Here is a 23,647-nt window from a genome sequence, read left to right as displayed (position 1 = left end):
CATGAGCAGCGACAACACCCTGCAGACTCCCGCGCGGCCCGCAACCGCCGATCCCGCCAGCGCCCGCCAGCCCCCGTCGGCCGACCACACCGGTGCGCCGCGCGCGCCGGGCGGGGCGGACGCCCGCACGCAACCGGCGCCGGGCGGCGCCGCACCGGCCACGCCGCCGCCCGCACGACGCAAGCACCTCGTGCGCGCGCTCGTCGCCGTGTTCGCGCTCGGCATCGTCGGCTGGGGCATCTGGTACGGGATCGTCGGCCGCTGGTACGAGTCCACCGACAACGCGTACGCGCAAGGCAACGTCGTCGAATTGACGCCGCAGGTGACGGGCACCGTCGTGTCGATCGACGCGGACGACGGCAACCTCGTTCGCGCCGGCACGCCGCTCGTCCGTCTCGACGCGAGCGATGCGCAGATCGCGCTCGCGGCCGCGCAGGCCGACCTCGCGGCCACGGTGCGCAAGGTGCGCGGCCTGTACAGCAACGAGCGCGGGCTCGCGAACAGCATCGACGGCGCGCGCGCCGACCTCGACGCACGGCGCACCGCGCTCGACAAGGCGAAAGCCGACTATCGGCGCCGCGAGGATCTCGGCCGCTCCGGCGCGATCTCGCGCGAGGAGCTCGCGCATGCGCTCGACACGCTGACGTCCGCGCAAAGCGCGTACGCCGCCGCGCAAAGCGCGCTCGCGACGTTGACCGAACAGCACCAGACGAGCAAGGCGCTCGTCGACGACACCGCGGTCGCGTCGCATCCCGACGTCCAGGCCGCGGCGTCGCGGCTGCGCGCCGCCTATCTGGCCCGTGCGCGCACCGACATCGTCGCGCCCGTCACCGGCTATGTCGCGAAGCGCACGGTGCAGGTCGGGCAACGCGTGTCGCCGGGCGTGCCGCTGCTCGCGGTCGTGCCGCTGCGCGAGCTGTGGGTCGACGCGAACTTCACCGAAAAGCAGCTCGAACACATGCGGATCGGCCAACCGGTCGAGCTGACCGCCGACCTGTACGGCGACACCGTGCGTTATACGGGCCGCGTGCAGAGCCTCGGCGTCGGCACCGGCAGCGCGTTCTCGCTGCTGCCCGCGCAGAACGCGACCGGCAACTGGATCAAGATCGTGCAGCGCTTGCCGGTGCGCATCGAACTGACGGACCCGTCGCAACTCGACGCGCATCCGCTGCGCATCGGCCTGTCGATGCATGCGCGCGTCGACCAGCACGACCGCAGCGGTGCGATGCTGTCGCATCGCGCGCAGGATGCGCCGGTGTTCCGGACCGACGTGTACCGCGACGAGCTCGCGCGCGCCGACAGCCTGATCGCCGACGTCGTGCATGCGAATCTGCCGGCGGCCGTGCGTGCGGAGCGTGTGCGATGAGCGGCCCGATGCCGGCCGCCGACGCCGGCTTTCGTCCGTCGAGCGTCGCGCTGACGACGTTCGGCCTCGCCCTCGCGGTGTTCATGCAGGTGCTCGACGGCACCGTCGCGAACGTGTCGCTGCCGACGATCGCCGGCAACTTCGGCGTCAGCACCACGCAGAGCGCATGGGTCGTCACGACGTTCTCGGTCAGCAATGCGATCGCGTTGCCGCTGACCGGGTTTCTCGTGAAGCGCGTCGGGCAGGTCCGGCTGTTCGTGTGGGCGACGCTGGCGTTCACGTTCGCGTCGCTGCTGTGCGGCCTTGCGCAAAACCTGCCGCAGCTCGTCGCGTTCCGCGCGCTGCAGGGCCTCGTGGCCGGGCCGATGATCCCGACCACCCAGGCGCTGATGCTGTCGATCTACCCGCCGCAGCGGCGCGGCTTCGCGCTGTCGATGATCGCGATGGTCACCGTCGTCGCGCCGATCGCGGGCCCCGTGTTCGGCGGCTGGGTGACGGAACATTACTCGTGGCGCTGGGCGTTCCTGATCAATCTGCCGATCGGCGTGTTCGCCGCGATGTGCGTGTTCGCGCAGATGCGCGCGCGCGTCGAGACGACGGTTGCCGCGCGCGTCGACTATGTCGGTCTCGCGGCGCTCGTGGTCGGCGTCGGCGCGCTGCAGATCGTGCTCGACAAGGGCAACGAAGCCGACTGGTTCAACTCGACGTTCATCGTCGTGATGTCGGTGGTCGCCGCGTTCGGGATCGCGCTGTTCCTGATCTGGGAGCTCAACGAGCCGAACCCGATCGTGAACCTGCGGCTGTTCAAGCATCGCAACTTCGCGGCCGGCACGCTGACGCTCGTGCTCGCGTACTCGGCGTTCTTCGCGGTCAACGTGATCGTGCCGCAATGGCTGCAGCGCACCCTCGGCTATACGGCGTTCTGGGCGGGGCTGGCCGTCGCGCCGATGGGCGTGATCCCCGTGCTGATGACGCCGTTCATGGGCAAGTACGCGCCGCGCTTCAACATGCGCGTGCTCGTGTGCTGCGCGTTCGCGATCCTCGGCACGTCGTCGTTCCTGCGCGCGGGCTTCGTGCCCGACGTCGACTTCACGCACATCGCGCTGATCCAGCTGCTGCAGGGCCTCGGCCTCGCGCTGTTCATCATGCCGATCAACAGCATCCTGCTGTCCGACCTGAAGCCGGACGAGATCGCCGCGGGCTCCGGCCTGTCCACGTTCCTGCGCACGCTCGGCGCGAGCTTCGCCGTGTCGATCACGTCGTTCCTGTGGGACCGGCGCGCGATCCTGCATTACGCGCAGCTCAGCGAGCACCTGAGCAAGTTCGATCCAGCCGTTCGCGCCGAACTCGCGCAACTCGGCGGCGGCGATCCGCAACGCGCGGCGACGCTGCTCGGCAACCTGGTCGACGCGCAGGCCTACCAGATTTCGTTCAACGACGTGTCGTTCGCGCTCGGCTGCGTGTATCTCGCGGTGATCGCGGTGGTGTGGCTCACCCGCCCGCCGTTTGGCCCCGGCGCCGGCGCGAAACGATGAAGCGGGCGCCGCGCGGCCCGTTCCGACCCATGCTGTTCAATTCGATGGAGATTGACCCGATGCCTACCCACCACGCTGAAAACGCGCCGTCCGCACTGGCGGCGCTCGCCGTGTTCGACGTCACGGAATTTCCGCTCGTCGTCGTGCGCAACGATGCGATCGCATCCGCCGGCTACGCGCAGCGCTGGCTCGACGACATGCACGCGCTGATGCGGCACGGCGAGCCGTTTGTCATGATCTTCCCGCCGGCCCGGCCCGACGAGCAGCACGACGACCGCAAGGAGCGCGGCATGTGGCTCAAGCAGAACCGCGCCGCGCTCGCCGCGGTCTGCCGCGCGCTCGTGTCGGTCGAACCGGACCCGCGCGAGCGTGAAGCGGCCATCGCCAACGCGGCCGGCATCGAAAAGGCGTTCGGGATTCCGTTCGACGTGACGGCTTCGCTCGACGACGCGAAGCAGGCCGGTCGGCGACGCTTGACGGAGGCGGTCTAGCGCGGCCCGTTCGCGCGCAACGCCTCGAACCGGTTGCGCAAGTCCGCCTGATTGCAGATTCAAACGAATAAACGGGGTGGCTTGTTTGACGTCCACCTCTCCCTAAAGGGAGAGGATTCCCACACCTGGCGATGCACGTCCGCATCGGAGAATGTTCAACGCAGCGTTGGTATCTCGATCATGCTCGACACCACAGCTACTGCACGTCCATTCCCTTATTCGCAGTCCCGCGACACCTTTCGGCCGCGTCGTGCTGTCTTTCGATCCGCACGACGAACAGGACTGGGTCGAACCGCTTTCGTCGACTTCCTCGAACGTGGCCCCGTGCGCGATCGCTTTGTAGCGGAGCTTGTTTCGGAAGGACGACCAGGATGCGTCGTAGACGCTCTTCGCCATCCTGGTTCTGGCGAGCTTCGCGGCCGACACGTTTCCGACCGCGATGTAATCGAAACGCCGCACCAGATCGAGCGCGAGCTTGTGCTGGAAGTCGGCGCGGGCATTCGCGACCTTGGCGTGCAGCTTCGCGATATGCCGCTTGTGCTTTCGCGCCCGTTGCGCTTTCGCCAACTTTTCCGCCGCTCGTCGACCGAACTGGTCATTGGGCAGTTTCTCGCCAGTCGAAAGTGTGGCGAAGTCTTTCAGGCCGAGATCGATGCCGACGCCGGAACGGATAGGTCGGGCCGGAACATCCGGCATCTCGATCACGATGTTGAGAAACCAGTTGCCGCGTGCATCCCGCGCAAAGTTGGTCCCGTCCTTGATCTTGCCTTCGGGAAGCGGTCGGCTGTTGAACACGCGAAAGGTGTTGCCGGCGAAGCGGAACGCGTCGCCCTCGCGCTTCAAATCACGCCCCTTCAGCGGCACCCAGCCCAGCGACTTCCTGCCGCGATAACGCAGGTACGGCCGACGGTGCTGACTGCGCGACTTCGCGTATTGCTCGCACGTCGCGTTAATCGTGCCGGAGTGGATATCGAGTTCCTTGCTGCTCCCCGTCGTCAGCACGTTCAGGTCGAATCCTGTCGGCCATTTCTTGCCCCACTTGAGCGCGTGCTTCTGCGTGTCGTTGCAGAAGTTCCAGACGTAGTTCACCACACGGCTCTGCTTGTTGAGCAGTCCGTTGAGCGATTTCACCCGGTAGCGGTAGACAAAGATCATGCCGGCCATTTTAACGGTGGAATGTCGCTGTCAAACGGCGGCGCTCCTTTCCTCCCCGTCCTGAGGGACGGGGTTTCTCGGAGCAACTGATGAAAGGACTGGATTGTCTGAAATGGTTGGTACCCGGAGACACGGACGCGTCATGGCAGAGGATGACCGACGCGGCCGCGGACATGGGGTTCGACAAGGTCGTGCTGATCGTGTTGCCGTTCGCCGGCGCGTCGTTCGATCTCGCGCGCAAGTGGAGCAGCGGCGTGCCGGGCTGGACGGCGCTGTACCGGCAGCGGCAGTTCGACCGCATCGACCCGATGCTGCAGCATTGCTTCCGTTCGGCGCTGCCGCTCGTCTGGGACGGCGCGCTGTTCGGGCTGGCCGGGCAACGGCCATGCTACGAAGCGGCGGCCGCGTACGGCATGCGCAGCGGCGTCGTGCTGCCCGTGCGCGGCCCGAAGGGGGAGGTCGGCATGCTGTCGTGCGCGAGCGCGGACGATCTCGCCACCACGTGCGAGCGCTGCGACCGGCATCTGGCGGCGCTCACGCTGTTGCGCGACATCGCCTGCGAAGCGATCGCCGGCGCGCGCTGCCACGCACCGCCCGACAGCGTGCCGCGCCTCAGCCGGCGGGAGGTCGAATGCCTGCGCTGGCATGCGGCCGGCAAGACCTCGTGGGAAATCGGCCACATCCTGAACGTGACCGAGTCGTGCATCAACTTCCACTTCATGAACATCCGCCGCAAGTTCAACGTGTCACGTCGGCACGAAGCCGTGCTGCGCGCGGTCGAGTGGGGGTTGATCAGCATCTCCGACGTGACGGTGCCGACCTGACGCCGGCGTCTCGTCGAGCCAGCGGTCGAGAAACGCGCTGAGCCACGCGGCCGTCGCGCGGTCGTGCCGGCACCCTTCGCTGGCCTGCGTCGCCAGATCCTGCGCGCCGGGCACCGTCAGCTTGTGCGCGGCCGCCGTGCTCCAGCGCCGCATCATCGAATAGCTCACTTCCGGATGGAACTGGACGCCGTACGCGCGCGGCCCGTAACGGACGGCCTGGTTCTCGAAATGCTCGCCGGTCGCGAGGATCTCGAGCCCGGCCACGCGCTCGAAGCCTTCGCGATGCCACTGGTACACGTGCGACGGCCATGAACCGAGCCGACGGCCGGCCGGCGTCGCGGCGATCGGCCAGTAGCCGATTTCCGCGCGCCCGTCGCGATGTGCGTTCACGCTGCCGCCCAGATGGCGAATCATCATCTGCGCGCCGAGGCAGACGCCGAGAAACGGCGCCGCCTCGCGCAGCGGCACACCGATCCAGTCGATCTCGTCGCGGATCCAGCGATCGCCGTCGTTGGCGCTCATCGGCCCGCCGAACACCACGGCGCCCGCATGGTCGGCGAGCGTCGCCGGCAACGGATCGCCGAGCGGCGGGCGGCGGATGTCGAGCGGATGGCCGCGAGCGGCGAGCAGCCGGCCGATCCGGCCGGGGCTCGACTGTTCGCGATGCAGCACGATCAGGATCGGACGAAGGGTGGAGTGCGTCATGTCGGGTGGTCGGTAGAAGGTCAGCCCGGCTGGCCGCGCAACGCGTCGAACGACACCATCACCTGTTCGCGATAGGCGGGCCGTCGGCGCAGGCGAGCGTACCAGGCCTCGACGTGCGGCAACGGCGGCCGCTCGACGTCGAGCGAGAAATAGCGGAACAGCGTCGCGCCGGCCGGAATGTCGGCCAGGCCCGGCGACGCGCCACCGAGAAACGGCTGGGTCGACAGCAGCCGGTCGAGCAGCCGGTAATGCGTCGCGCTACGCGCGGCCTTGTCGCGCACGATCGCCTCGTCGCGCCGCTCCGGCGGCGTTCGCACGAGCGCCCAGAACAAGCCGGTCATCACGTCGGGTTCGAGCGCGGTCTGCGACCAGTCCATCCAGCGCTCCGCGCGGGAACGGGCGAACGTATCGCGGCACCAGAACGGATTGTTCGGCACGCGCGCGGCAAGATAGCGCAGGATCGTGTGCGACTCCCACACGACGTCGCCGTCCCAGTCGATCACCGGAATCCGGCAGGTCGGATTCAGCGCCGCGAACGCGGGCGTCTGCAGCGAGCCATGCTCGCCGCCGACCGCAATATGCCGGTAAGGCAGGCCGAGCTCGCCGATGAGCCACAACACCTTCTGCACGTTGAACGACGTGCGGCGGCCCCAGACGGTCAGCATCGCGCGGCATCCTCGCAAGCGGCGATCGACGCGCATGCCGCGTAGCGGTCGAGGCCCGCCGCAAGATCGGCGATCAGGTCGTCCGCATCCTCGAGCCCGATGTGCAGGCGCACGCCGCGGCTACCGGACGGCCAGCGCGCCGCGAGGCCGTGCGCGTCCAGCTCGAACGGCAGCGCGAGGCTCTCGTAGCCGCCCCACGAATAGCCGAGCCCGAACAGCGTCAGGTGATCGAGAAACGCGTCGATCGCGTGCGCGGGCGCCGGCTGCAGCACGATCGAGAACAGCCCCGACGCGCCGCGGAAATCGCGGCGCCACAGAGCGTGGCCATCGTCGGCCGGCAATGCCGGATACAGCACCCGCTGCACCTCGGGACGCCGTTCGAGCCAGCTCGCGACGGCGAGCGCGTTGCGCTGGTGCTGCCGCAGCCGCACGCCGAGCGTGCGCAACCCGCGCAGCGCGAGATACACGTCGTCGGGGCCCGCGCACAGTCCGAGATCGCCATGCAGTTGCTTCAGCGCGGGCCACGCGCGCGCGTTGGCCGACACCGTGCCGAGCATCGCATCCGAGTGTCCGACCAGATACTTGGTGCCGGCCTGGATCGACACGTCGATCCCGAACGCATGCGGCTGAAAGAACAGCGGCGTGGCCCAGCTGTTGTCCGCGATGACCTGCGCGCCGTGCGCGTGCGCGAGCCGCACGAGGGCAGGGATGTCGTGCATGTCGAACGTGTAGGAGCCGGGCACCTCGACGTACAGCGCGCGCGTGTTCGGACGAAACGCGGCTGCGACGGGCGTGCTGCCGTCGTACCACGTCGTCTCGACGCCGAGCCGCGCCAGCACGCCTTCGCATGCGTGACGCACCGGGCCGTAGACCGATGCGGTCATCAGCAGATGGTCGCCGGGTGTCAGGCACGACAGCAGCGCGAGCGTGCACGCGGACAGGCCCGACGGGCACAGCACCGCGCCGGCGCCGCCTTCGAGGCTCGTCACCGCGCGCTCGAGCGCGTCCGTCGTCGGCGTACCGCGACGGCCGTAGATATACGGCTGCGTGCGGTTCAGCAGATCCGACACCGTCGGACTGAGCACGGTCGACGCATGGTAGACGGGCGGATTGACGAAGCCGTGCCATGCGGCGCTGTCGCGGCCCGCGTGCGCGAGCCGCGTGTCGTCGTGCAGGCGGTCATGCATGCCGTCGCGCGGCAGCGACGGCGGTTCGTCACGCTTCACGGCCATAGCGCGCACCGCTCCCAGCGCTCGCCGGCGCGGCGATAAGCCTGCCGCGCGAAACGGCGCGAACTGTCGGCCCGCCAGAACTCGACATCGTCCGGCGCCAGCGTATACAGGTGCCAGTCGTCCGACACGAGCGCCGGATCGGCGGCCAGCCGTTCGAGCTGCGCGTCGATCGCACGCGTCAGGTCGGCCGGATCGTCGAGCCGTTCGCTTTGCCGTCCCGCCAGGATGCTCGCGCGCGACCGCTCGGGGCGGCTCGCGAAATCGGCATGGCCTTCGGCGTCGGGCAAGCGCTCGACCGGGCCGCTCAGCCGGATCTGGCTCGCGATCGCGGGCCAGTAGAACGTCAGCGCCGCGAACGGCAGGTTCGCGAGCTGGCGCCCCTTCGGACTGCGCGCGTTCGCCGCGAAATGCCAGCCGCGCGCGTCGAGGTTCAGCAGCACGACGGAACGTGCATCGGGCCGTCCGTCCGGGCGGACCGTCGACAGCGTCGTCACCTGCGGTTCGAGCGCGCCCGCCGTCACGGCCTCGTCGAGCCAGCGTTCGAACTGCGCGTGCGGCGTGGCGGCCCAGTTGTCGGCCGGCACGTGCGGCGCGGCATGCGCGAGGGTTTTCAGCGCCTTCAGGCGCGTGGCGATCGTATCCATGGCGACCCTCATGCGATGCCGAATTGCGTCGCGCGGGCGATCAGCCGATGCGCGGCGAGATAGTCGGGGACTTCCGCGAGGAAGCCGTCGACGACGGCGGCGGCTACACGGCGGCCGCCGGAGGTACGCCGCGCGTGATCGAACGCGTCGATCACGCGGCGGGCGAGAGCGACTTCATCGGCCGTCGGCGTCAGCACGCGATTGACGACCGGCACGAACTGCGCGTTGACGATCGCTTTCGCCTGGTAGCCGAGGCCGCGCGACACGCGCATGTCGAGCTCCGCGCCTTCGTTGTCGGCATAGCTGTACGGGCAGTCGATCGCGGTTACGCCGACCGCCGCGCATTCGACGCGAAAGCGCGAGCGCACGTAGTCGAGCTCGCGGCCCGCACGGGTGCGCTCGGCACCCATGTCGGCCACCATGTCCTCGGTCGCGACGAGCACGGCCGACACGCGCGGGCTCGAGCGCGCGATCGCCATCGTGTTCACGAGGCCGAGCGTCGTCTCGACGTTCGGCACCAGTTCGGTCGAGCCGGGCGCGATGTCGTATTCGCGCTCGAAGCGCGTGACGGCTTCGTCGAGCGCGACGACCTGCTCGGGCGTCGCGACGTACGACATCATCACGATGTCCGGGCGGCCGCGCATCGCGGCGCGCAGGTCGTCGATGCCGCCCGCGTCGAGCGGATTCACGCGTACGGACGCCAGCACGCCGGCGTCGCGCCAGCCGGCGAGCACCCGCTCGCTCAGTTCGCGCGCGGCCGGGCGCCGGTCGGGAGGCGTAAAGGTTTCGAGTTCCTGGATCAGCACATCCGCGCCGCTCGCGGTGCCGTCAACGAGCGCATCGTGATCGGCGCCGGCGAGAAACAGCCAGGAGCGGCGCAGGCGGGAAGGGCGTCGGTTCGTCGGTGTCATGCGTGGTTTCCTGTAGGGCGCGGGGTGCGCGTGGCGATGGCGCGGGCACTCAGCCGGCGCGCATCATCTGGTTGAAGATGTTCTTGCGATGCATTTCCTCGGTGCCGCCGACGCTCATGAAGCCCAGCGCGTCCGCCGCGAACGCGGCCACGGGCCCGGCCTGATAGCCGAGGCTGCCGTACAGCCGCACGAGACCGATCGCGCCGTCGACGAGATCCTGTGCGCCGACCAGCTTCGCGATCGAGCACGTCATCAACGCCTGCGGGTGATCCGTCAGCAACTGTGCGAGCGCGCCACGCGCGAGCCACGTGCCGCGCTCGATGCCGATCTGCAGGTCGACGAGGCGGCGCTGCACGTACTGGTGGGCATCGATCGTGCTGTCGAAGCTGCGTCGCTCGCGGCAATAGCCGATCGCATCGCGCAGATAGGGCGCCGTCACCTGCGCCGCGACGAGGCCGTAATAGAGACGGCCGAGCGAGATGATGTCGATCAGGTTGCCGAGCCCGGCGCCCGGTTCGCCGAGCAACTGGCCGCGCGTGATCGGACAGTCGTCGAAATGCAGCGCACCGGTGGGCAAGTCTTCGAGGCCGAGCTTGCGGTCGGGCGGGGCTACCGTCATGCCCGGCTGATCGCGATCGACGATGACGAGCGCGGTGTTGCGCCGGCCCGGCGTTTCGATGCGCGTGACGACGAGAATGAAGCGCGCGAGCGGCGCATGCGCGATATTGAATTTGCTGCCGGTCAGCCGGTAGCCGTCGCCGTGCTCGGCGAGCGTCGTCGCGATGCTGCGCACGTCGGTGCCGGTGCCCGGCTCGGCAATCGCGGTCGCGCTCAGTTCGCCACGCAGGATCGCGCCGAAATAGCGGTCCTGCTGCGCCGCCGTGCCATGGCGCTCGAGTGCGCGCACCATGCCGGCCTGCGCGATCACCGACAGCAGCAGCGCCGGGCGGCGGATCGACGACGCAAGCCCTTCGAGCGCCGCGGAAAAATGCCACCAGCCGTGACCGTCGCCGCCATACGTGTCGGGCACGATCATGTCCCACAGTCCTTCGTGCCCGAGCCGCGTCCAGCCGGCCTCGTCGAATTCGGCCGGCGTGCGGCCGTCCTGCTCCACGGCCGCGGCGATCTCCGCGCCGATATCGCGAAAGCGCGCACGTGTCGCGTGCTGTTCCTGTGTCCAGTCGAATGGCATCTGTCGTGTCTCCGGTCGAAGCGGCGCGGCCTTCGACGGCGCGCCAGCGATGACGACAAGGGTAAGGGGGCAGGGACAGCGCAGGTACTGGCAGTAGTGGTAGTTGCAGGGTGAATGAGCGGTTTGGCGGGATCGGGAGAGGGCGACACGAGCCTGATCTATGTAGACAAAAAGGGGCGTCGCGTTGCGGCGGGATCAACGACATGCCGCATTTCAGCCGCGCGTTCCGCGAACGGTTTGCGACATCGCCGCGCGGCTCGCGGGAACGACGGGCGAGCAGGCGAGCGGTTGCATCGTCGATGGCTTCGTCGTCGATGCGCCTGCCCGATGTCGGCATGCGATGCATGTCAGCCGCCTGACCGGACGCCGCCTATAATCGCTATCAACTTCTCCACGAAATCGCGGTGACCAAGGTGAGGGGGTGTCCAAATGGGACAATGCCGTCGCATCCGTTCGCGCTTCGTCCTCGCAAGCTCGATCGCTGGTCTGACAATACTGTCGTGCCCGGTACACGCGCACGCCGAGGACGGTCCTTCGAGCTCACCGAGCGGGCCCAAATCATCGGAGCGAACGCTCAACGCCTATGCGGTGTATGGCGACGGACGCGCGACCGAGGGCGGCGACATGCATTGGCGTGCGTACGAAGTCGGCTTCGGCGACGTCTTGAATGACTACCTCTCCGTCTTATCTTGCCTATTTGAACGAAGGGCATCCGCTGGATCACCACCGTGACGGTTTCGCGGCCTTGGGTTCGTTCCGTTGGCCGCTCGGCAGTCGTGTGGCGCTCGAATTTTCGGCGGGCCCGTATTTCAGCATGGACACGACACATGTCGACGACCAGCCACGCAATGAAAAGCGCTGGGGCGTGCGTGCGTCGGCAGCGGTGCGGTATTACGTCGTTCCCAACCGCTTCTTCCTCAAGCTGCAGTACAACCACGTCCAGATGATTGGCGGATTCAATTCCGACGCGGTGCTCTTCGGTATCGGCTCGGATTTCGGCGGCGCTCCTGGCCCGGTGTTTTCGGACGGCAAGACGCAGGTCGGCGTTTGGGCCGGGACGTCGCAGACGAACCGTCCTCGAGTGCCGATCGAAAAGGGATACATGGTCGAAGTCAAGCGGCCGCTCGGCAATGCGTGGGCCTATTCGGCGAGCTTCATCTATGAAGGCAACAATGGCGTGGCCGGCCGCCGAGGCGTGGCCGCGCAATTGTGGTACGTCGCGCCGGTCACGAGCAAATGGACGCTTTCGGCAGGCGTCGGTCCGTATCTCTCGCGGGATCGGAACGACGTTTCCGGCACGACACGACTCAATGCGTTGCTCAGCGCGCAAGTGGCCTATCGGATCACGAACGAGTGGGCGGCGAGCTTGCGCTTCAATCGTGTCGCAACCGGCAACGACAAGGACCAGGACATGTTCATGGTCGGCGTGGCGCGCAATTTCTAGTGATGGTGGAATGTCATTGGCGTAATGACAACCATCAATCGTGAGTCAAGGCGCGACGATATCGGGCGACGTATTTCGCCTGAGCGATGACTTTCCCGTGCATCTGATAGGCGACGAGTGCAGGACTCGCCGCCGGCGCCACGTCAATTTTTGCCACGTCCAAGGCCGACGCCGTCACGACATATCGATGCGACGCCCCCGGAGGCGGGCAGGGCCCGCCGTATCCGGATTCGCCAAAGTCCGTCAACGTCTCGACAGCGCCCACCGGCAGGAATTTCGGATTGCCGGAAGCGCCTTTTTCGATCGACGACTCCGAAGGTGGAATATTGACGATCTCCCAGTGGGTCCAGCCGAGCCCGCCGGTCGGCGCATCGGGGTCGAAAATTGTGACGACGATGCTCTTCGTGCCGCGCGGAACGTGAGTCCACGAAATGCGCGGCGAAACGTTCTGACCGCGACAGCCAAAGCCTCCATACACGTGTTCGTTCGTAAAATGCCCGTGACTGAGATCATCGACCGTGATGGTGAACGGCGCCGCGCTGGCGGTCGCCGGGATGACCGCTAGTGCCGCTGAAGTGCATAGAATCGCGGGAAATGAAATCCTCGATCGCATGATGTGCTCCGTTGAAGGGTAAGCGTTCAGTACAACGGTATCGTGTAGCGATTCGCCCCGGAAGCCAGATTCGCGAACCACGGTGTTGCCTTCGCTGCAACGTCGTTGGCAGGACGTTCAGTCGATTTTCATGGTGATCAGTCCAGGTTGGCTCACGATGCGCTCCGGCAGTTCAAACCGCCGCCAGCATGCCAGCAGTCAAAAACACGACATCTGTAAATAGCCAGAACACGACATTAGGATATGGCTGCTACAACAAAAAATGTCGATAATGTTGATTATGTCAAATAACAAAGATCGACTGCACGAGGTGCTGCTGGCCGAGCGCCTTCGCGTTCAAACCCTCCACCGCTGATCCTCGCAGGAACCGATGCGCTCATTCTTCGTCGTCCCGGCGCGGGCCGCGCGCCGGGACCGGTTGCCGCTTGGCGGCCTCCTCGCCGTCAGAACCGGTACGTCGCCCCGATCTGGAAGAAGCGGCCGAGATCCGTGTAGAGCGACTGGTCATAGCCAGTGATGTCGGGCACGGCTTGCCACTCGACGTCGAACGGCGGTTTCTTGTCGAAGAGGTTCGTGATGCCGCCGTAAATCGTCCAATGCTTGAAGCCGCGATAGTTGAACATCAGGTTGAACTGGCTGTACGACGCCACCGATCCCGTACCGCCGTCGCCGAATTCCGCGGCCACGGCGTTCGTATAGGGCCCGGTGTATTGCCAGGTCAGCGTGGTGGTCAGCTGCCGGTAGTCCCAGCTCAGGCTCGTATTGCCCTTCCAGCGTGGGTTGCTCGCGCCGAACGGCTGCAGCAGCGCAAGGTTGTTGCCGGCGAAGTCCTGCGGTGCGGTTCCGGGGCTGTGCAGCTTGAAGTGCCACACATAAGTCCAGTCGCCTGCGAGCGTGAACGTGCCGTACTTGGTGCGCAGCGCTTTGCGGAAGTTGAGATCGAAGCCATCGGTATCGAGCGCACCGAGGTTCACGAAATGCTGAACGAGGTAACGCACCGACCCGTCGGCGTTGCGCACGACGCGGGAGGGATCGTTGGCGACGAGCACCGCGTTCGGATCGTCGGTGCCGATGACGCCGTCGATGCGGACCTTGTAGAACGCCGCGCCGATATCGGTCATCGCATCGGGCGAAAGCTGGAAGCCGATGTTGTAGTTCTTCGTGTGCTCCGGCTGAAGATTCGGATTGCCCGCGACTTGCTCCGTCGTGAAGTGCTTGGTCGGCACACCGCTCGGATCGTTCGGATCGACGAGGTTCTGGTGAGAGAGATAGACGGCCTGCGAGTTTTCGACGAGGGTCGGCGCGCGGAAGCCGCGACTGTACGATGCATACGTCGTCAGCATTTGCACCGGCTGGAAACGCAGCGCAAAGCTCGGCGAAAACGCCCCACCGAAGTCGCTGTAGTGATCGTAGCGGCCCGCCTGCGTGAACGTCAGATTATGCAGGATCGGAATGTCGACCTGGTAGAACGCGGCGGCGACGTTGCGCGAACCCTCCACCGTCTGCACGTTCGCCGGTGCGGATACGCCCTGCGACGCGAGCGTCTGCGGATTGATCGTCGACGATTCGTGGCGGAACTCGGTGCCCAGGCCCAGGCCGACCGGGCCCCCGGGCAGCGTGAAGAGATTCGACGTCGAGGCCTTGGCCGTCACGCTGTCGACCTTCGAGATGGCCTGCTGATCGTCGTCCGTGAAAACGCCGTTCAGGCCGTTTGGCGTGGAGGCCGGGTTCGAGAAGTTATAGGTGCCGTTCGCGAGCATGTTCTCGAGGCCCGCGGCGTTGATCCGGTTGCGATACGTCGTATCGACGGTGCTCTGCGAGTGGCCGTAATCGGCCGACCAGTCCCACGCGCCGAATCTGCCCGCGTCGAGCGAGCCTTTGACGCCCGTGTTCGCCATCCAGAACGTCGATACCGTGTCCGCCCTCACGACGTTGCCCGGGAAGGTCAGGTTGATCGCCGTCGGCACGCCGAACGGGTTATAAGGATTGCTCACCGGTACGGTGCGCGGCAGCGGCGAAACGGACCCGGTCGAAGGGTTGTAGACGTTCGTCGTGCTCGAGATCGACGCCGGTCCCTGCAACTGGACGGTTTCATCGCGACTCACCCAGAAGCCCGCATAGGCCTGCGTGTTGTCGTCGATCTTGAAGGTGGCGCGCACCTTCGCGTTCAGGCGCGTCGTGGACGGAACGAGCGACGTCGACGCGGCCGGGTTGTACGTGCAATTGGTCGCGTTCGTCTTGCTGCCCGGCGGGCACGGCGAAAGCGGCACCTTGGAGCCGTCCGCCAGCGACCAGTACGATTGCTGGTTCGGCCCGAGCGGCGCTGCCAGTCCGCCGGGATATTGCGTGAAGTCTTGCGCCGACGTCATGTCTCGATCGCCGAGCGTCGAGCCCGAATCGCGGTAATAGCTGGCGGCCGCGGTGACGTTGAAGCGATCCGAATTCAGGTCGCCGAAGCCGGCCAGTACACTGAAGTTGCCCTGCCCGTCGCCCGGATGCTGCGCCTTGCCGAGTTGGCCGTCGATCTGCAGGCCCTGAAAGTTCTTCTTCGTAATGATGTTGACGACGCCCGCGATCGCGTCCGAGCCGTAGACGGATACCGCGCCGGTCTTGACGATCTCGACGCGCTCCACCATGTTCAGCGGGATCGCGTTGACATCGAAGAACGTGTCGGTGAAGTTCACCGACTGCGCATAGTTCGCGACGCGCTGGCCATCGACGAGCACGAGCGTGTATTTCTCGCTGAGCCCGCGCAACGCCATGCCGGCGCCGCCGGGTGCCGAGCTGTTCATCGTCGTCTGGCCCCAGCTGCTTGCGGAATTGGCCGAGGTCGAACGCAGGAAATCGGCGACCGTCGTGTATCCGCTTTGCTGGATTTCCTTCGCGGTGATGACCTGCACTTCGGTGTGGCCGACCTTATCCGATGTGCGGATCAGCGAGCCCGTCACTTCGAACTTGTCGAGCTTTTTCACGGTCTGCCCGCCCGCAGCCGCGTCGGACGCCGGCGCGGGCGCGGCGGCGGCCGTGCTGCCGGTTTGCTCGGCGGCGACGCTCCCGTCGACAGGCGTTGTCTGCGCGTAAGCGGAGGTACCCAAAGCCGCCGTCAACGCGACTTCAGCCCATGCGATGCTGCGTATTGCCGATCCCAAAGCCGTTGGTTTCATAACACCCCTTTCCCTTTGTCGTCGCAAGGCCTGACCTTTTTGTATGCACGGAGACTCGCCGGCCTTTAAATAGCGTTGCCCCGCGTTCCTGATTCGTCATCCGGCGATCGCAACCATTCCGCCCGCCTTTCTATTTCTTTCAAAATTATTTCTTCCACTTCTGAGTGGAATGAATTTGAAATGCAAGAAACGGCATTCCTATATAGTTAGGAAACCTAATTGCATGAATCGATCTTTCCGCGCATCGAAACCGCATACACGCCACGCTCTGGAACATTCTCACCATGGCGCTTCGTCAATTAGCGCATACGCGTTGCCAAGAAAGGCAGTCGCCCGTTGAAGGGCTGCTTTACGTATTCACCTTGGAAGCCTTAATGCAAGGAACCTGCATTACCGTCCCCTACCAAGTTTTACATTGGTCGCGAACATAGCAGGACAGAATCGACGCGTCAAAAAATATTTGATGACGCATAACTTTGTTTAGGTGCAATAGATGCACTCGGTTGGTGCCGAATAAAAATCGATATGGTTCATCAGCCGCTACCGTTGTCTTGTCTTCCTTGTTCGGCTGCTTTTTCACCCGTTCGCGCATGCGCCGCAACGGAGCATGCGGCCGGTACTCGCCAGTCCGAACTTTTTTGTTTACCAGAGGGAAGGCACGAATCCTCGGCATAGAAACAGTCCGAACGCGCGATCGATGAATCCCGATCACTACCATCAGTCGATCTCCAGATTCCCGGCCGTTCCCACGCGCGGCGCCTCGCGCTTCGTCACCGCTGCATGCCGCCCGCGCCGGCCTATGGACACGACTACCCGAAACGCCACCGGTGCGAACACCAAGCCAAATATCGTCGCCGCCAGCACGCCCCCGAACGCGCCGGTCCCGATCGAACGCCGGCTTTCCGCACCCGCGCCGGTCGCCAGCACCAACGGCAAGACGCCGAGCAGAAACGCCATCGACGTCATCACGATCGGCCGAAACCGCACGGCCGCGGCCTCCACCACAGCCTGCCGCAGCGGCACGCCGCGCCCGACAAGTTCGCGCGCGAACTGCACGATCAGAATCGCATTCTTCGCCGACAATCCGATCACCGTAATCATCCCGACCTTGAAGTACACGTCGTTCGGCATCCCGCGCGCGAACGCCGCCGCCAACGCGCCCACGATGCCGAGCGGCACGATCGTCAGCACCGACAACGGAATCGTCCAGCTTTCATACAAGGCGGCGAGCGCCATGAACACCGCGAGCACCGACAACCCGACCAGCAGCGGCGTCTGCCGCTCGGCAATCCGCTCCTCGCGCGCCGCGGCGACCCAGTCGTAACCGATCCCTGCCGGCAGCATGGCGGCCAGCCGCTCCATCTCCGCCATCGCCGCACCCGAACTGGTGTGGGTCGCCGCCCGGCCGCTGACGTCGAGCGACGGATAGCCGTCGTAGCGATTCAGCATCACGGGCCCGACCGTCCAGTGCGGCGCGGCGATGGCCGACAGCGGCACCATGTCCCCCGTCCGGTTCGGTACCGTCAGCGCCATCAGTTGCGCGTCGGTCGCACGCGCGGCCGGGTCGGCCTCGACGATCACGCGGCGCATCCGGCCCGACGCCGGAAAATCGTTGATGTAGTTCGAGCCGAACGTGCCGCCGAGCAGCCCCGCGATGCGCTCGAACGGCACGCCGAGCGCATACGCTTTCGCGCGATCGACGTCGAGCTCGATGCGCGGCGCGTCCGGCAAGTCCTCGAAATGCACGGACGCGAGCGCCGGGTCCGCCTTCGCACGCGCGGCCAGCTGGTCGCGAGCGGCCTTCAGCGCGTCGAGCCCGACCCCGCCGCGATCCTCGAGACGGAACGTGAAGCCGTCCGCGTGACCGATGCCGGGCACCGACGGCGGCAGCGTCGCCTGTACGTCGCCGTCGAGAATCGCGTCGAAACGCCGGTTGAGGCGATCGCGCAACGTCATCGCATCGACGTCGCGCTGCGCCCAGTCCTTCAGGTCGACGAATGCCATCCCGACGTTCTGCCCGCTGCCCGCGAAACTCCAGCCGATCACGCTCGTCACGTTCGCGACGGCCGGCTCCGCGCGCAGGATCGCCTCGACACGCTCGACGACCGCGAGCGTGCGCGCCTGCGTGGCGCCAGCAGGCAACTGGATCATCACCTGCAGCTGCCCCTGGTCCTCGGTCGGCAGGAAACCGCCCGGCATCGTCCAGTACAGCAGCCCGCACACGGCCAGGAGTGCGGCATAGATGCCGACGACCGCACCCGTGCGGCGTACCGCCGACACGGTCACGCGCCGATAGCTGGCCTCGGCGCGCGCGAACGCGACGCCGAAGCGGTCGGCCACGCGCGCGCCGAGGCTGCGGCGCGGCACGCCCCCGCCTTCGTGACGGCCGACCGGTTTCAGCAGATTCGCGCACAGCGCGGGCGTAAGCGACAACGCCATGAACGACGACACGAGCATCGACGCGATCATCGACACCGCGAACTGCCGGTAGATGCCGCCGACGCTGCCCGGGAAGAACGCCATCGGCACGAACACGGCGGTCAGCACCGCGGTCACGCCGACGATCGCCCCGCCGATCCGCTTCATCGCGTGCCGCGTCGCATCGCGCGGCGATACGCCCGCCTCCATCACCCGGTGCACGCTCTCGACGACGACGATCGCATCGTCGACGAGAATGCCGATCGCCAGCACGAGCCCGAACATCGTGAACACGTTGATCGACAGCCGGAACACCCACATCGCGACGAACGCGCCCATCAGCGTGACCGGAATCACGACGGTCGGCACGAGCGTGTAGCGCAGCTCGCGCAGGAACAGCCACATCACGCAGAACACCAGCACGACGGCCTCGACGAGCGTCAGCACGACTTCCCGGATGGCGATCTTCACGAAATGCGCGCCGTCGAACGGAATCTCGACCGCGACACCCGGCGGCAGCGTCTTCGACAGCTCGGCAAGCCGCGCGCGGATCGCGTTCGACGTTTCGAGCGCGTTGCCGCGCGGGCCGAGCTGGATGCCGACGGTGGCCGCCGGACGGCCGTTCAGCCGCGAATAGAACGAATAGTCGTCGCGGCCGATTTCGATGCGGGCGACATCGGCGACGCGCACGACCGAACCGTCCTGCTTCGACTTCAGCACGATCCGGCCGAACTCCTCCGGCGACGTCAGCTGTCCCTTGACGACGATCGTCGCGGTGAGCTGCTGGCCGCGCACGAACGGCGCATCGCCGATCGCGCCGGCCGTCACCGTCGCGTTCTGCACGCCGATCGCCGCGATCACGTCGTCGGCGCCGAGGTCGTATTCGCGCAACTTGCTGGGATCGAGCCAGACCCGCAGCGCCTCGTCGGCGTCCCACAGCTGGGCCGCGCCGACCCCGGGCGCGCGCTTCAGCTCGCGCAGCACGTAACGGTTCAGATAGTCGCCGAGCTGGGCGGAGTCGCGCGTGCCGTCGGTCGACGTCAGCGTGACGAGCATCAGGAACGTGTTGGCCGCCTTGAACACGCCGATGCCCTGCTGCACGACCTGCTGCGGCAGCCGCGGCTCGACCTGCTTCAGCCGGTTGTTGACGTCGACGAGCGCGATGTCCGGATCGGTGCCGGGCGCGAACGTCACGTCGATCTCGAGATTGCCGTGACCGTCGCTGCTCGTCTCGTAGTACTGCAGCCCGTCGGCACCGTCGAGGCTTTCCTCGATGATGCTGCCGACGTCGGCGTCGACCGTCTCGGTCGACGCGCCCGGATAGGTCGCGCTGATCACGACGCGCGGCGGCGCAAGGCGCGGATACTGCGCGATCGGCAATTGCGGAATGGCGAGCACGCCCGCGACGACGATCGCGAGCGCGACGATCCACGCGAACACCGGGCGGTCGATGAAGAACGATGGCATCGGCGTGCGTCAGCGAACGGTACGGGCGCGCCGCGCCCGCTTCACGTCACTCATCCGCGCCTCCTTCCCGCTGCAGCGGACCCGGTTCCGGTGCGAGCATCGACGACACGAGCAGCGCCTGCGTATACGGGTGGGACGGCGCGTGCAACACGTCGAGCGTATCGCCCTCCTCGACCACGCGCCCCGCCTTCATCACGATGACCCGATGGGCCATCGCGCGCATCACCGCGAGATCGTGCGTGATGAACAGGTAGCTCAGTTGATACTTCTTTTGCAGGTTCGTCAGCAGATTCAGCACCTGCTTCTGGATCGACACGTCGAGCGCGCTCGTCGGCTCGTCCAGCACCAGCAGTTCCGGCTCCACGGCCAGCGCGCGCGCAATCGCGATGCGCTGACGCTGGCCGCCGGAAAATTCATGCGGATAGCGAAGCATCGCGTCGGCCGGCAGGCCGACCTCCTGCAGCAAGGCAGCGACCCGCGTGCGCCGCGCGGCGCCGGCCACCTCCGGCCGGTGCACGGCAAGCCCCTCGCCGACGATCTGCTCGACCGTCATGCGCGGCGACAGCGAGCCGAACGGATCCTGGAACACGACCTGCATGCGGCCATACAGCGCGCGCCGGCCGCGTGTCGTGCGCAGCGACGCCAGCGGCATGCCGTCGATCTCGATGCCGCCCGACGCCGGCCGCTGCAGGCCGAGCACGGCCGCCGCCAGCGTCGATTTGCCCGACCCGGATTCGCCGACGATCCCGAGCGTCTCGCCGCGCCGCAGGCTCAGCTTCACGTCGTGCACGGCCCGGAACGCCGTCTTGCCGAACACCGCGCGCCAGCCCTTCGTCGCGATGCGGTAATCGACGGCGAGCTGCCGCACGTCGAGGATCGTCTGCGCACCGGCCGCGACCGGTTCGACCGCACGTTGCGGCGCGCTGTCGAGCAGCCGGCGCGTGTACGCGTGTTGCGGCGCGGCGAACAGCGCGCCGGTGGTGTTCGTTTCGACGAGCACGCCCTGCTCCATCACGGCCACGCGCTGCGCGAAGCGCCGCACGAGATTCAGGTCGTGCGTGATCAGCAGCACGGCCATCCCGCGCGCGGCGGCCTCCTGCTCCTGCAGTTCGATCAGCAGGTCGACGATCTGCTGGCGCACCGTCACGTCGAGCGCCGTCGTCGGCTCGTCCGCGAGCAACAGCCGCGGCCGGCACGCGAGCGCCATCGCGATCATCGCGCGTTGCCGCTGGCCGCCCGACAACTGGTGCGGAAAACTGTCGATGCGCCGCTCCGGCTCCGGAATCCCGGTGCGCCGCAGCAGCGCGATGCCGCGCTCGCGCGCGTCGCCCGGCCGCAGTCCCTCGTGCAGCCGCAGGCTCTCGGCGATCTGCTTGCCGATCGTATACAGCGGATTGAGCGCCGTCATCGGCTCCTGGAACACCATCGCGATATCGGCGCCGCGGATGCCGCGCATCTGCTGCTCGGTCTTCGCGAGCAGATCCTCGCCGTCGAACAGCATCTGTCCCGACAGCGTCGCCTGCTGCGCGAGCCGCAGGATCGACAGCGCAGTCACGCTCTTGCCCGAGCCCGACTCGCCGACGAGCGCCACGCGCTCGCCGCGCCCGACCGCGAGGCTCAGGTCCTGCACGGCGGCTTTCGCGCCGAAGTGCGCGGAGAAGCGTCGAATGTCCAGCAAAGGGGTCGTCATCGTTGCTCCCCGCCGAAGGCCGAGCCGCGCGCGCGCGTGTCGAGCGCATTGCGCAGCGCGTCGCCCATGAACGTGAGCAGCAGCAGCGTGACGACCAGCGCCGAGAACGCGGAGATCGAGATCCACCACGCGTCGAGGTAGTTCTTGCCTTCCTGCAGTAGTTCGCCGAGGCTCGGCGTCGGCGGCTGCACGCCGAGGCCGAGGAAGTCGAGGCTCGTCAGCGACAGGATCGCCGCGCTCATCCGGAACGGCAGGAACGTGATCACCGGCGTCAGGCTGTTCGGCAGCACGTGCCGCCACATGATCTGCCAGTTCGACAGTCCCATCGTGCGTGCGGCCTTCACGTAGTCGAGCGCGCGGTTGCGCAGGAACTCCGCGCGCACGTAGTCGGACAGCACGAGCCAGCCGAACATCGACAGCAGGACGAACAGCAGCCACAGCGACGGCTCGAAGATCGACGCGAAGATGATCAGCAGGTACAGGTCGGGCAGCGCGCTCCAGATCTCGATCAGGCGCTGCCCGACGAGATCGGTGCGCCCGCCGTAGAAGCCCTGCAGCGCGCCCGTCAGCACGCCGATCGCGACGCCCGAAACCGTCAGCGCGAACGCCATCAGCACCGACAGCCGAAATCCGTACAGCAGCCGCGCGAGCACGTCGCGGCCGAACTGGTCGGTGCCGAGCCAGTTGCTCGCGGACGGCGGCGCCGGATACGGCCGAGATGCGAAATAGTCGATCGTGTCGTAGCGGTAGCGGTTCGGCGGGTAGATCGCGAAGTTGCCGTGCGACTCGATCTTCGCGCGGATGTACGGATCGAGATAGTTGGTCTTCGCCGGGAAATCGCCGCCGAACTGCGTCTCCGGATAGTCCTTCACGATCGGGAAATAGAAATGCCCGTCGTAGCGCACCACCAGCGGCCGATCGCTCGACAATCCTTCGGCCAGCAGGCTGAGCGAGAACAGCGTGGCAAAGATCACGAGGCTCCAGTAGCCGAGCCGCTGCGCGCGAAACCGTCGCCACGTGCGTCGCCATGGCGACGGCGACGCCGCGCATGCGACGGCGGCCGGATCAGTGGTCCAGGCGGTTGAACTGGATACGGGGGTCGACGAGGACATAGCAGACGTCAGCAATGAGTTTGGTCAGAAGGCCGATGAGCGTGAACAGGAACAGCGAACCGAGCACCACCGGGTAGTCGCGGCGAATCACCGAGTCGTACGAGAGCTGCCCCATGCCGTCGAGCGAGAACAGCGTCTCGATCAGCAGGTTGCCGTTCAGGAAGGCGCCGACGAACGCGGCCGGCAACCCGGTGAGCAGCGGAATCGCCGCATTGCGCAGTACGTGCTTCCACAGCACGTCGCGCTCCGGCGCGCCCTTCGCGCGTGCGGTCAGCACGTATTGCCGGCCGATTTCGTCGAGGAACGTGTTCTTCGTGAGAATCGTGACGATCGCGAAATTGCCGACCACCGACGCCGTCACCGGCAACGCGATATGCCACAGATAGTCGAGAGCCTTGCCGATCAGCGTCAGCTCGTCGAAGTCGTCCGAGGTCAGGCCGCGCATCGGAAACACCTGCCAGAACGTGCCGCCGCCGAACAGCATCAGCAGCAGCACGCCGAGCACGAAGCCTGGAATCGCGTAGCCGGCGAGCACGAGCACGCTCGTTACCGTGTCGAAACGCGAGCCGTTGCGCACGGCCTTCGCGATGCCGAGCGGCACCGACACGAAGTACGTGAGGATCACCGTCCACAAGCCCAGCGTGATCGACACCGGCAGCTTCGAGCGGATCACGGCCCATACGCTGCGGTGCGCGAAATAGGACTGCCCGAGGTCGAACGTCGCATAGCTTTTCAGCATCAGCGCGTAGCGTTCGAGCGGCGGTTTGTCGAAGCCGAACTGCTTGCGGATCTGCTCGATCTGCTGCGGATCGACGCCCTGGCTGCCGTGGTAGCCGCCCCCGCCTCCGCCCGCCTCGCCTCCACCCGCGCTGCCGTGGCGCAATTGCGTGAGCACCTGCTCGACCGGGCCGCCCGGCACGAACTGCGTAACCGCGAACGTGATCGTCACGACGCCGATCAGCGTCGGGATCATCAGCAGCAGGCGCCTCAATATGTATGCAAGCATCGTCGCTCCCTCG

The 23,647-nt window shown here is 66.7% G+C and carries 17 protein-coding genes and 1 pseudogene; 5 read left to right on the top strand and 13 right to left on the bottom strand.

Translation table 11 applies throughout. The annotated features are described in order from the left end of the window. Position 1: 1 nt before the first annotated feature. The 3 genes from HWX55_RS10795 to HWX55_RS10785 are packed head-to-tail and all read left to right on the top strand — an operon-like array spanning position 2 to position 3,392. Positions 2-1,366: an HlyD family efflux transporter periplasmic adaptor subunit gene (locus HWX55_RS10795; protein ID WP_175975571.1), complete on the top strand. Its 1,365-nt coding sequence runs from the start codon at positions 2-4 to the stop codon at positions 1,364-1,366. Beyond that, the gene (locus HWX55_RS10790; RefSeq protein ID WP_175975570.1) at positions 1,363-2,901 is read left to right on the top strand and encodes a DHA2 family efflux MFS transporter permease subunit; all 1,539 of its coding nucleotides are present in this window, start codon (positions 1,363-1,365) and stop codon (positions 2,899-2,901) included. The genes HWX55_RS10795 and HWX55_RS10790 overlap by 4 nt, the downstream gene beginning before the upstream one ends. A gap of 59 nt (positions 2,902-2,960) precedes the next feature. Then, on the top strand, positions 2,961-3,392 hold the full coding sequence (locus HWX55_RS10785; RefSeq protein WP_050012700.1) for a hypothetical protein: 432 nt from the start codon (positions 2,961-2,963) through the stop codon (positions 3,390-3,392). A gap of 102 nt (positions 3,393-3,494) precedes the next feature. Here the strand turns inward: HWX55_RS10785 and HWX55_RS10780 are convergent, their stop codons facing one another. Next, positions 3,495-4,547 carry an RNA-guided endonuclease TnpB family protein gene (locus HWX55_RS10780; RefSeq protein ID WP_175975586.1) on the bottom strand — a complete coding sequence of 351 codons (1,053 nt, stop codon included), beginning with the start codon at positions 4,545-4,547 and terminating at the stop codon, positions 3,495-3,497. An 89-nt stretch (positions 4,548-4,636) separates the two neighbouring features. Between HWX55_RS10780 and HWX55_RS10775 the strand changes: the two genes are divergently transcribed. After that, complete coding sequence (locus HWX55_RS10775; protein ID WP_175975569.1) at positions 4,637-5,371, top strand: autoinducer binding domain-containing protein; 735 nt, start codon at positions 4,637-4,639, stop codon at positions 5,369-5,371. On the opposite strand, the gene HWX55_RS10770 is transcribed toward HWX55_RS10775, so the two are convergent. From HWX55_RS10770 to HWX55_RS10745, 6 genes are read right to left on the bottom strand one after another with little or no spacing between them, the layout of a single operon-like run. Beyond that, positions 5,294-6,076 (bottom strand): glutamine amidotransferase, encoded by a 783-nt coding sequence (locus HWX55_RS10770; RefSeq protein WP_175975568.1) that lies wholly within the window; start codon positions 6,074-6,076, stop codon positions 5,294-5,296. The genes HWX55_RS10775 and HWX55_RS10770 overlap by 78 nt on opposite strands. Positions 6,077-6,096: 20 nt before the next feature. Next, positions 6,097-6,741 carry a glutathione S-transferase gene (locus tag HWX55_RS10765; RefSeq protein WP_175975567.1) on the bottom strand — a complete coding sequence of 215 codons (645 nt, stop codon included), beginning with the start codon at positions 6,739-6,741 and terminating at the stop codon, positions 6,097-6,099. Then, the gene (gene metC / locus HWX55_RS10760) at positions 6,735-7,973 is read right to left on the bottom strand and encodes a cystathionine beta-lyase (RefSeq protein ID WP_175975566.1); all 1,239 of its coding nucleotides are present in this window, start codon (positions 7,971-7,973) and stop codon (positions 6,735-6,737) included. The genes HWX55_RS10765 and metC overlap by 7 nt, the downstream gene beginning before the upstream one ends. Beyond that, positions 7,964-8,617 (bottom strand): pyridoxal 5'-phosphate synthase, encoded by a 654-nt coding sequence (locus tag HWX55_RS10755; RefSeq protein ID WP_175975565.1) that lies wholly within the window; start codon positions 8,615-8,617, stop codon positions 7,964-7,966. The genes metC and HWX55_RS10755 overlap by 10 nt, the downstream gene beginning before the upstream one ends. A gap of 8 nt (positions 8,618-8,625) precedes the next feature. Continuing rightward, positions 8,626-9,528, bottom strand: coding sequence for a CoA ester lyase (locus HWX55_RS10750; RefSeq protein ID WP_124556487.1), 903 nt, complete (start codon positions 9,526-9,528; stop codon positions 8,626-8,628). A gap of 49 nt (positions 9,529-9,577) precedes the next feature. Further along, on the bottom strand, positions 9,578-10,720 hold the full coding sequence (locus HWX55_RS10745; protein ID WP_175975564.1) for an acyl-CoA dehydrogenase family protein: 1,143 nt from the start codon (positions 10,718-10,720) through the stop codon (positions 9,578-9,580). A gap of 429 nt (positions 10,721-11,149) precedes the next feature. Here HWX55_RS10745 and HWX55_RS10740 point away from each other — a divergent pair. Beyond that, a pseudogene (locus tag HWX55_RS10740) lies at positions 11,150-12,164 on the top strand (hypothetical protein). A gap of 34 nt (positions 12,165-12,198) precedes the next feature. On the opposite strand, the gene HWX55_RS10735 reads toward HWX55_RS10740, so the two are convergent. From HWX55_RS10735 to HWX55_RS10710, 6 genes are all read right to left on the bottom strand, one after another. Continuing rightward, complete coding sequence (locus HWX55_RS10735; RefSeq protein ID WP_175975563.1) at positions 12,199-12,777, bottom strand: YbhB/YbcL family Raf kinase inhibitor-like protein; 579 nt, start codon at positions 12,775-12,777, stop codon at positions 12,199-12,201. Between the two features lie 443 nt (positions 12,778-13,220). Further along, a complete protein-coding gene (locus HWX55_RS10730) occupies positions 13,221-15,941 on the bottom strand; it encodes a TonB-dependent receptor (protein ID WP_175975562.1) in 2,721 nt (906 codons plus the stop codon). A gap of 717 nt (positions 15,942-16,658) precedes the next feature. Beyond that, complete coding sequence (locus HWX55_RS10725; protein WP_175975561.1) at positions 16,659-19,826, bottom strand: multidrug efflux RND transporter permease subunit; 3,168 nt, start codon at positions 19,824-19,826, stop codon at positions 16,659-16,661. A 46-nt stretch (positions 19,827-19,872) separates the two neighbouring features. After that, positions 19,873-21,516 (bottom strand): dipeptide ABC transporter ATP-binding protein, encoded by a 1,644-nt coding sequence (locus HWX55_RS10720; RefSeq protein ID WP_175975560.1) that lies wholly within the window; start codon positions 21,514-21,516, stop codon positions 19,873-19,875. Further along, on the bottom strand, positions 21,513-22,628 hold the full coding sequence (locus HWX55_RS10715) for an ABC transporter permease (protein WP_175975559.1): 1,116 nt from the start codon (positions 22,626-22,628) through the stop codon (positions 21,513-21,515). Before HWX55_RS10715 ends, HWX55_RS10720 begins: the two co-directional genes overlap by 4 nt. Then, positions 22,582-23,634, bottom strand: a complete 1,053-nt coding sequence (locus HWX55_RS10710) for an ABC transporter permease subunit (protein WP_175975558.1) — start codon at positions 23,632-23,634, stop codon at positions 22,582-22,584. Before HWX55_RS10710 ends, HWX55_RS10715 begins: the two co-directional genes overlap by 47 nt. Positions 23,635-23,647: the final 13 nt, after the last annotated feature.

The organism is Burkholderia sp. BCC1047, from assembly GCF_902833155.1.
GTDB lineage: Bacteria > Pseudomonadota > Gammaproteobacteria > Burkholderiales > Burkholderiaceae > Burkholderia > Burkholderia sola.
The sequence above is the reverse complement of the archived record's forward strand: the minus strand, read 5'-3'. Positions and strand labels throughout refer to the sequence as shown.

Coding starts and splice junctions, on each gene's coding strand:
- HWX55_RS10795 (WP_175975571.1), top strand. CDS start 2: ATGAGCAGCGACAACACCCTGCAGACTCCCGCGCGGCCCGCAACCGCC.
- HWX55_RS10790 (WP_175975570.1), top strand. CDS start 1,363: ATGAGCGGCCCGATGCCGGCCGCCGACGCCGGCTTTCGTCCGTCGAGC.
- HWX55_RS10785 (WP_050012700.1), top strand. CDS start 2,961: ATGCCTACCCACCACGCTGAAAACGCGCCGTCCGCACTGGCGGCGCTC.
- HWX55_RS10780 (WP_175975586.1), bottom strand. CDS start 4,547: ATGATCTTTGTCTACCGCTACCGGGTGAAATCGCTCAACGGACTGCTC.
- HWX55_RS10775 (WP_175975569.1), top strand. CDS start 4,637: ATGAAAGGACTGGATTGTCTGAAATGGTTGGTACCCGGAGACACGGAC.
- HWX55_RS10770 (WP_175975568.1), bottom strand. CDS start 6,076: ATGACGCACTCCACCCTTCGTCCGATCCTGATCGTGCTGCATCGCGAA.
- HWX55_RS10765 (WP_175975567.1), bottom strand. CDS start 6,741: ATGCTGACCGTCTGGGGCCGCCGCACGTCGTTCAACGTGCAGAAGGTG.
- metC (WP_175975566.1), bottom strand. CDS start 7,973: ATGGCCGTGAAGCGTGACGAACCGCCGTCGCTGCCGCGCGACGGCATG.
- HWX55_RS10755 (WP_175975565.1), bottom strand. CDS start 8,617: ATGGATACGATCGCCACGCGCCTGAAGGCGCTGAAAACCCTCGCGCAT.
- HWX55_RS10750 (WP_124556487.1), bottom strand. CDS start 9,528: ATGACACCGACGAACCGACGCCCTTCCCGCCTGCGCCGCTCCTGGCTG.
- HWX55_RS10745 (WP_175975564.1), bottom strand. CDS start 10,720: ATGCCATTCGACTGGACACAGGAACAGCACGCGACACGTGCGCGCTTT.
- HWX55_RS10735 (WP_175975563.1), bottom strand. CDS start 12,777: ATGCGATCGAGGATTTCATTTCCCGCGATTCTATGCACTTCAGCGGCA.
- HWX55_RS10730 (WP_175975562.1), bottom strand. CDS start 15,941: ATGAAACCAACGGCTTTGGGATCGGCAATACGCAGCATCGCATGGGCT.
- HWX55_RS10725 (WP_175975561.1), bottom strand. CDS start 19,826: ATGCCATCGTTCTTCATCGACCGCCCGGTGTTCGCGTGGATCGTCGCG.
- HWX55_RS10720 (WP_175975560.1), bottom strand. CDS start 21,516: ATGACGACCCCTTTGCTGGACATTCGACGCTTCTCCGCGCACTTCGGC.
- HWX55_RS10715 (WP_175975559.1), bottom strand. CDS start 22,628: ATGTCCTCGTCGACCCCCGTATCCAGTTCAACCGCCTGGACCACTGAT.
- HWX55_RS10710 (WP_175975558.1), bottom strand. CDS start 23,634: ATGCTTGCATACATATTGAGGCGCCTGCTGCTGATGATCCCGACGCTG.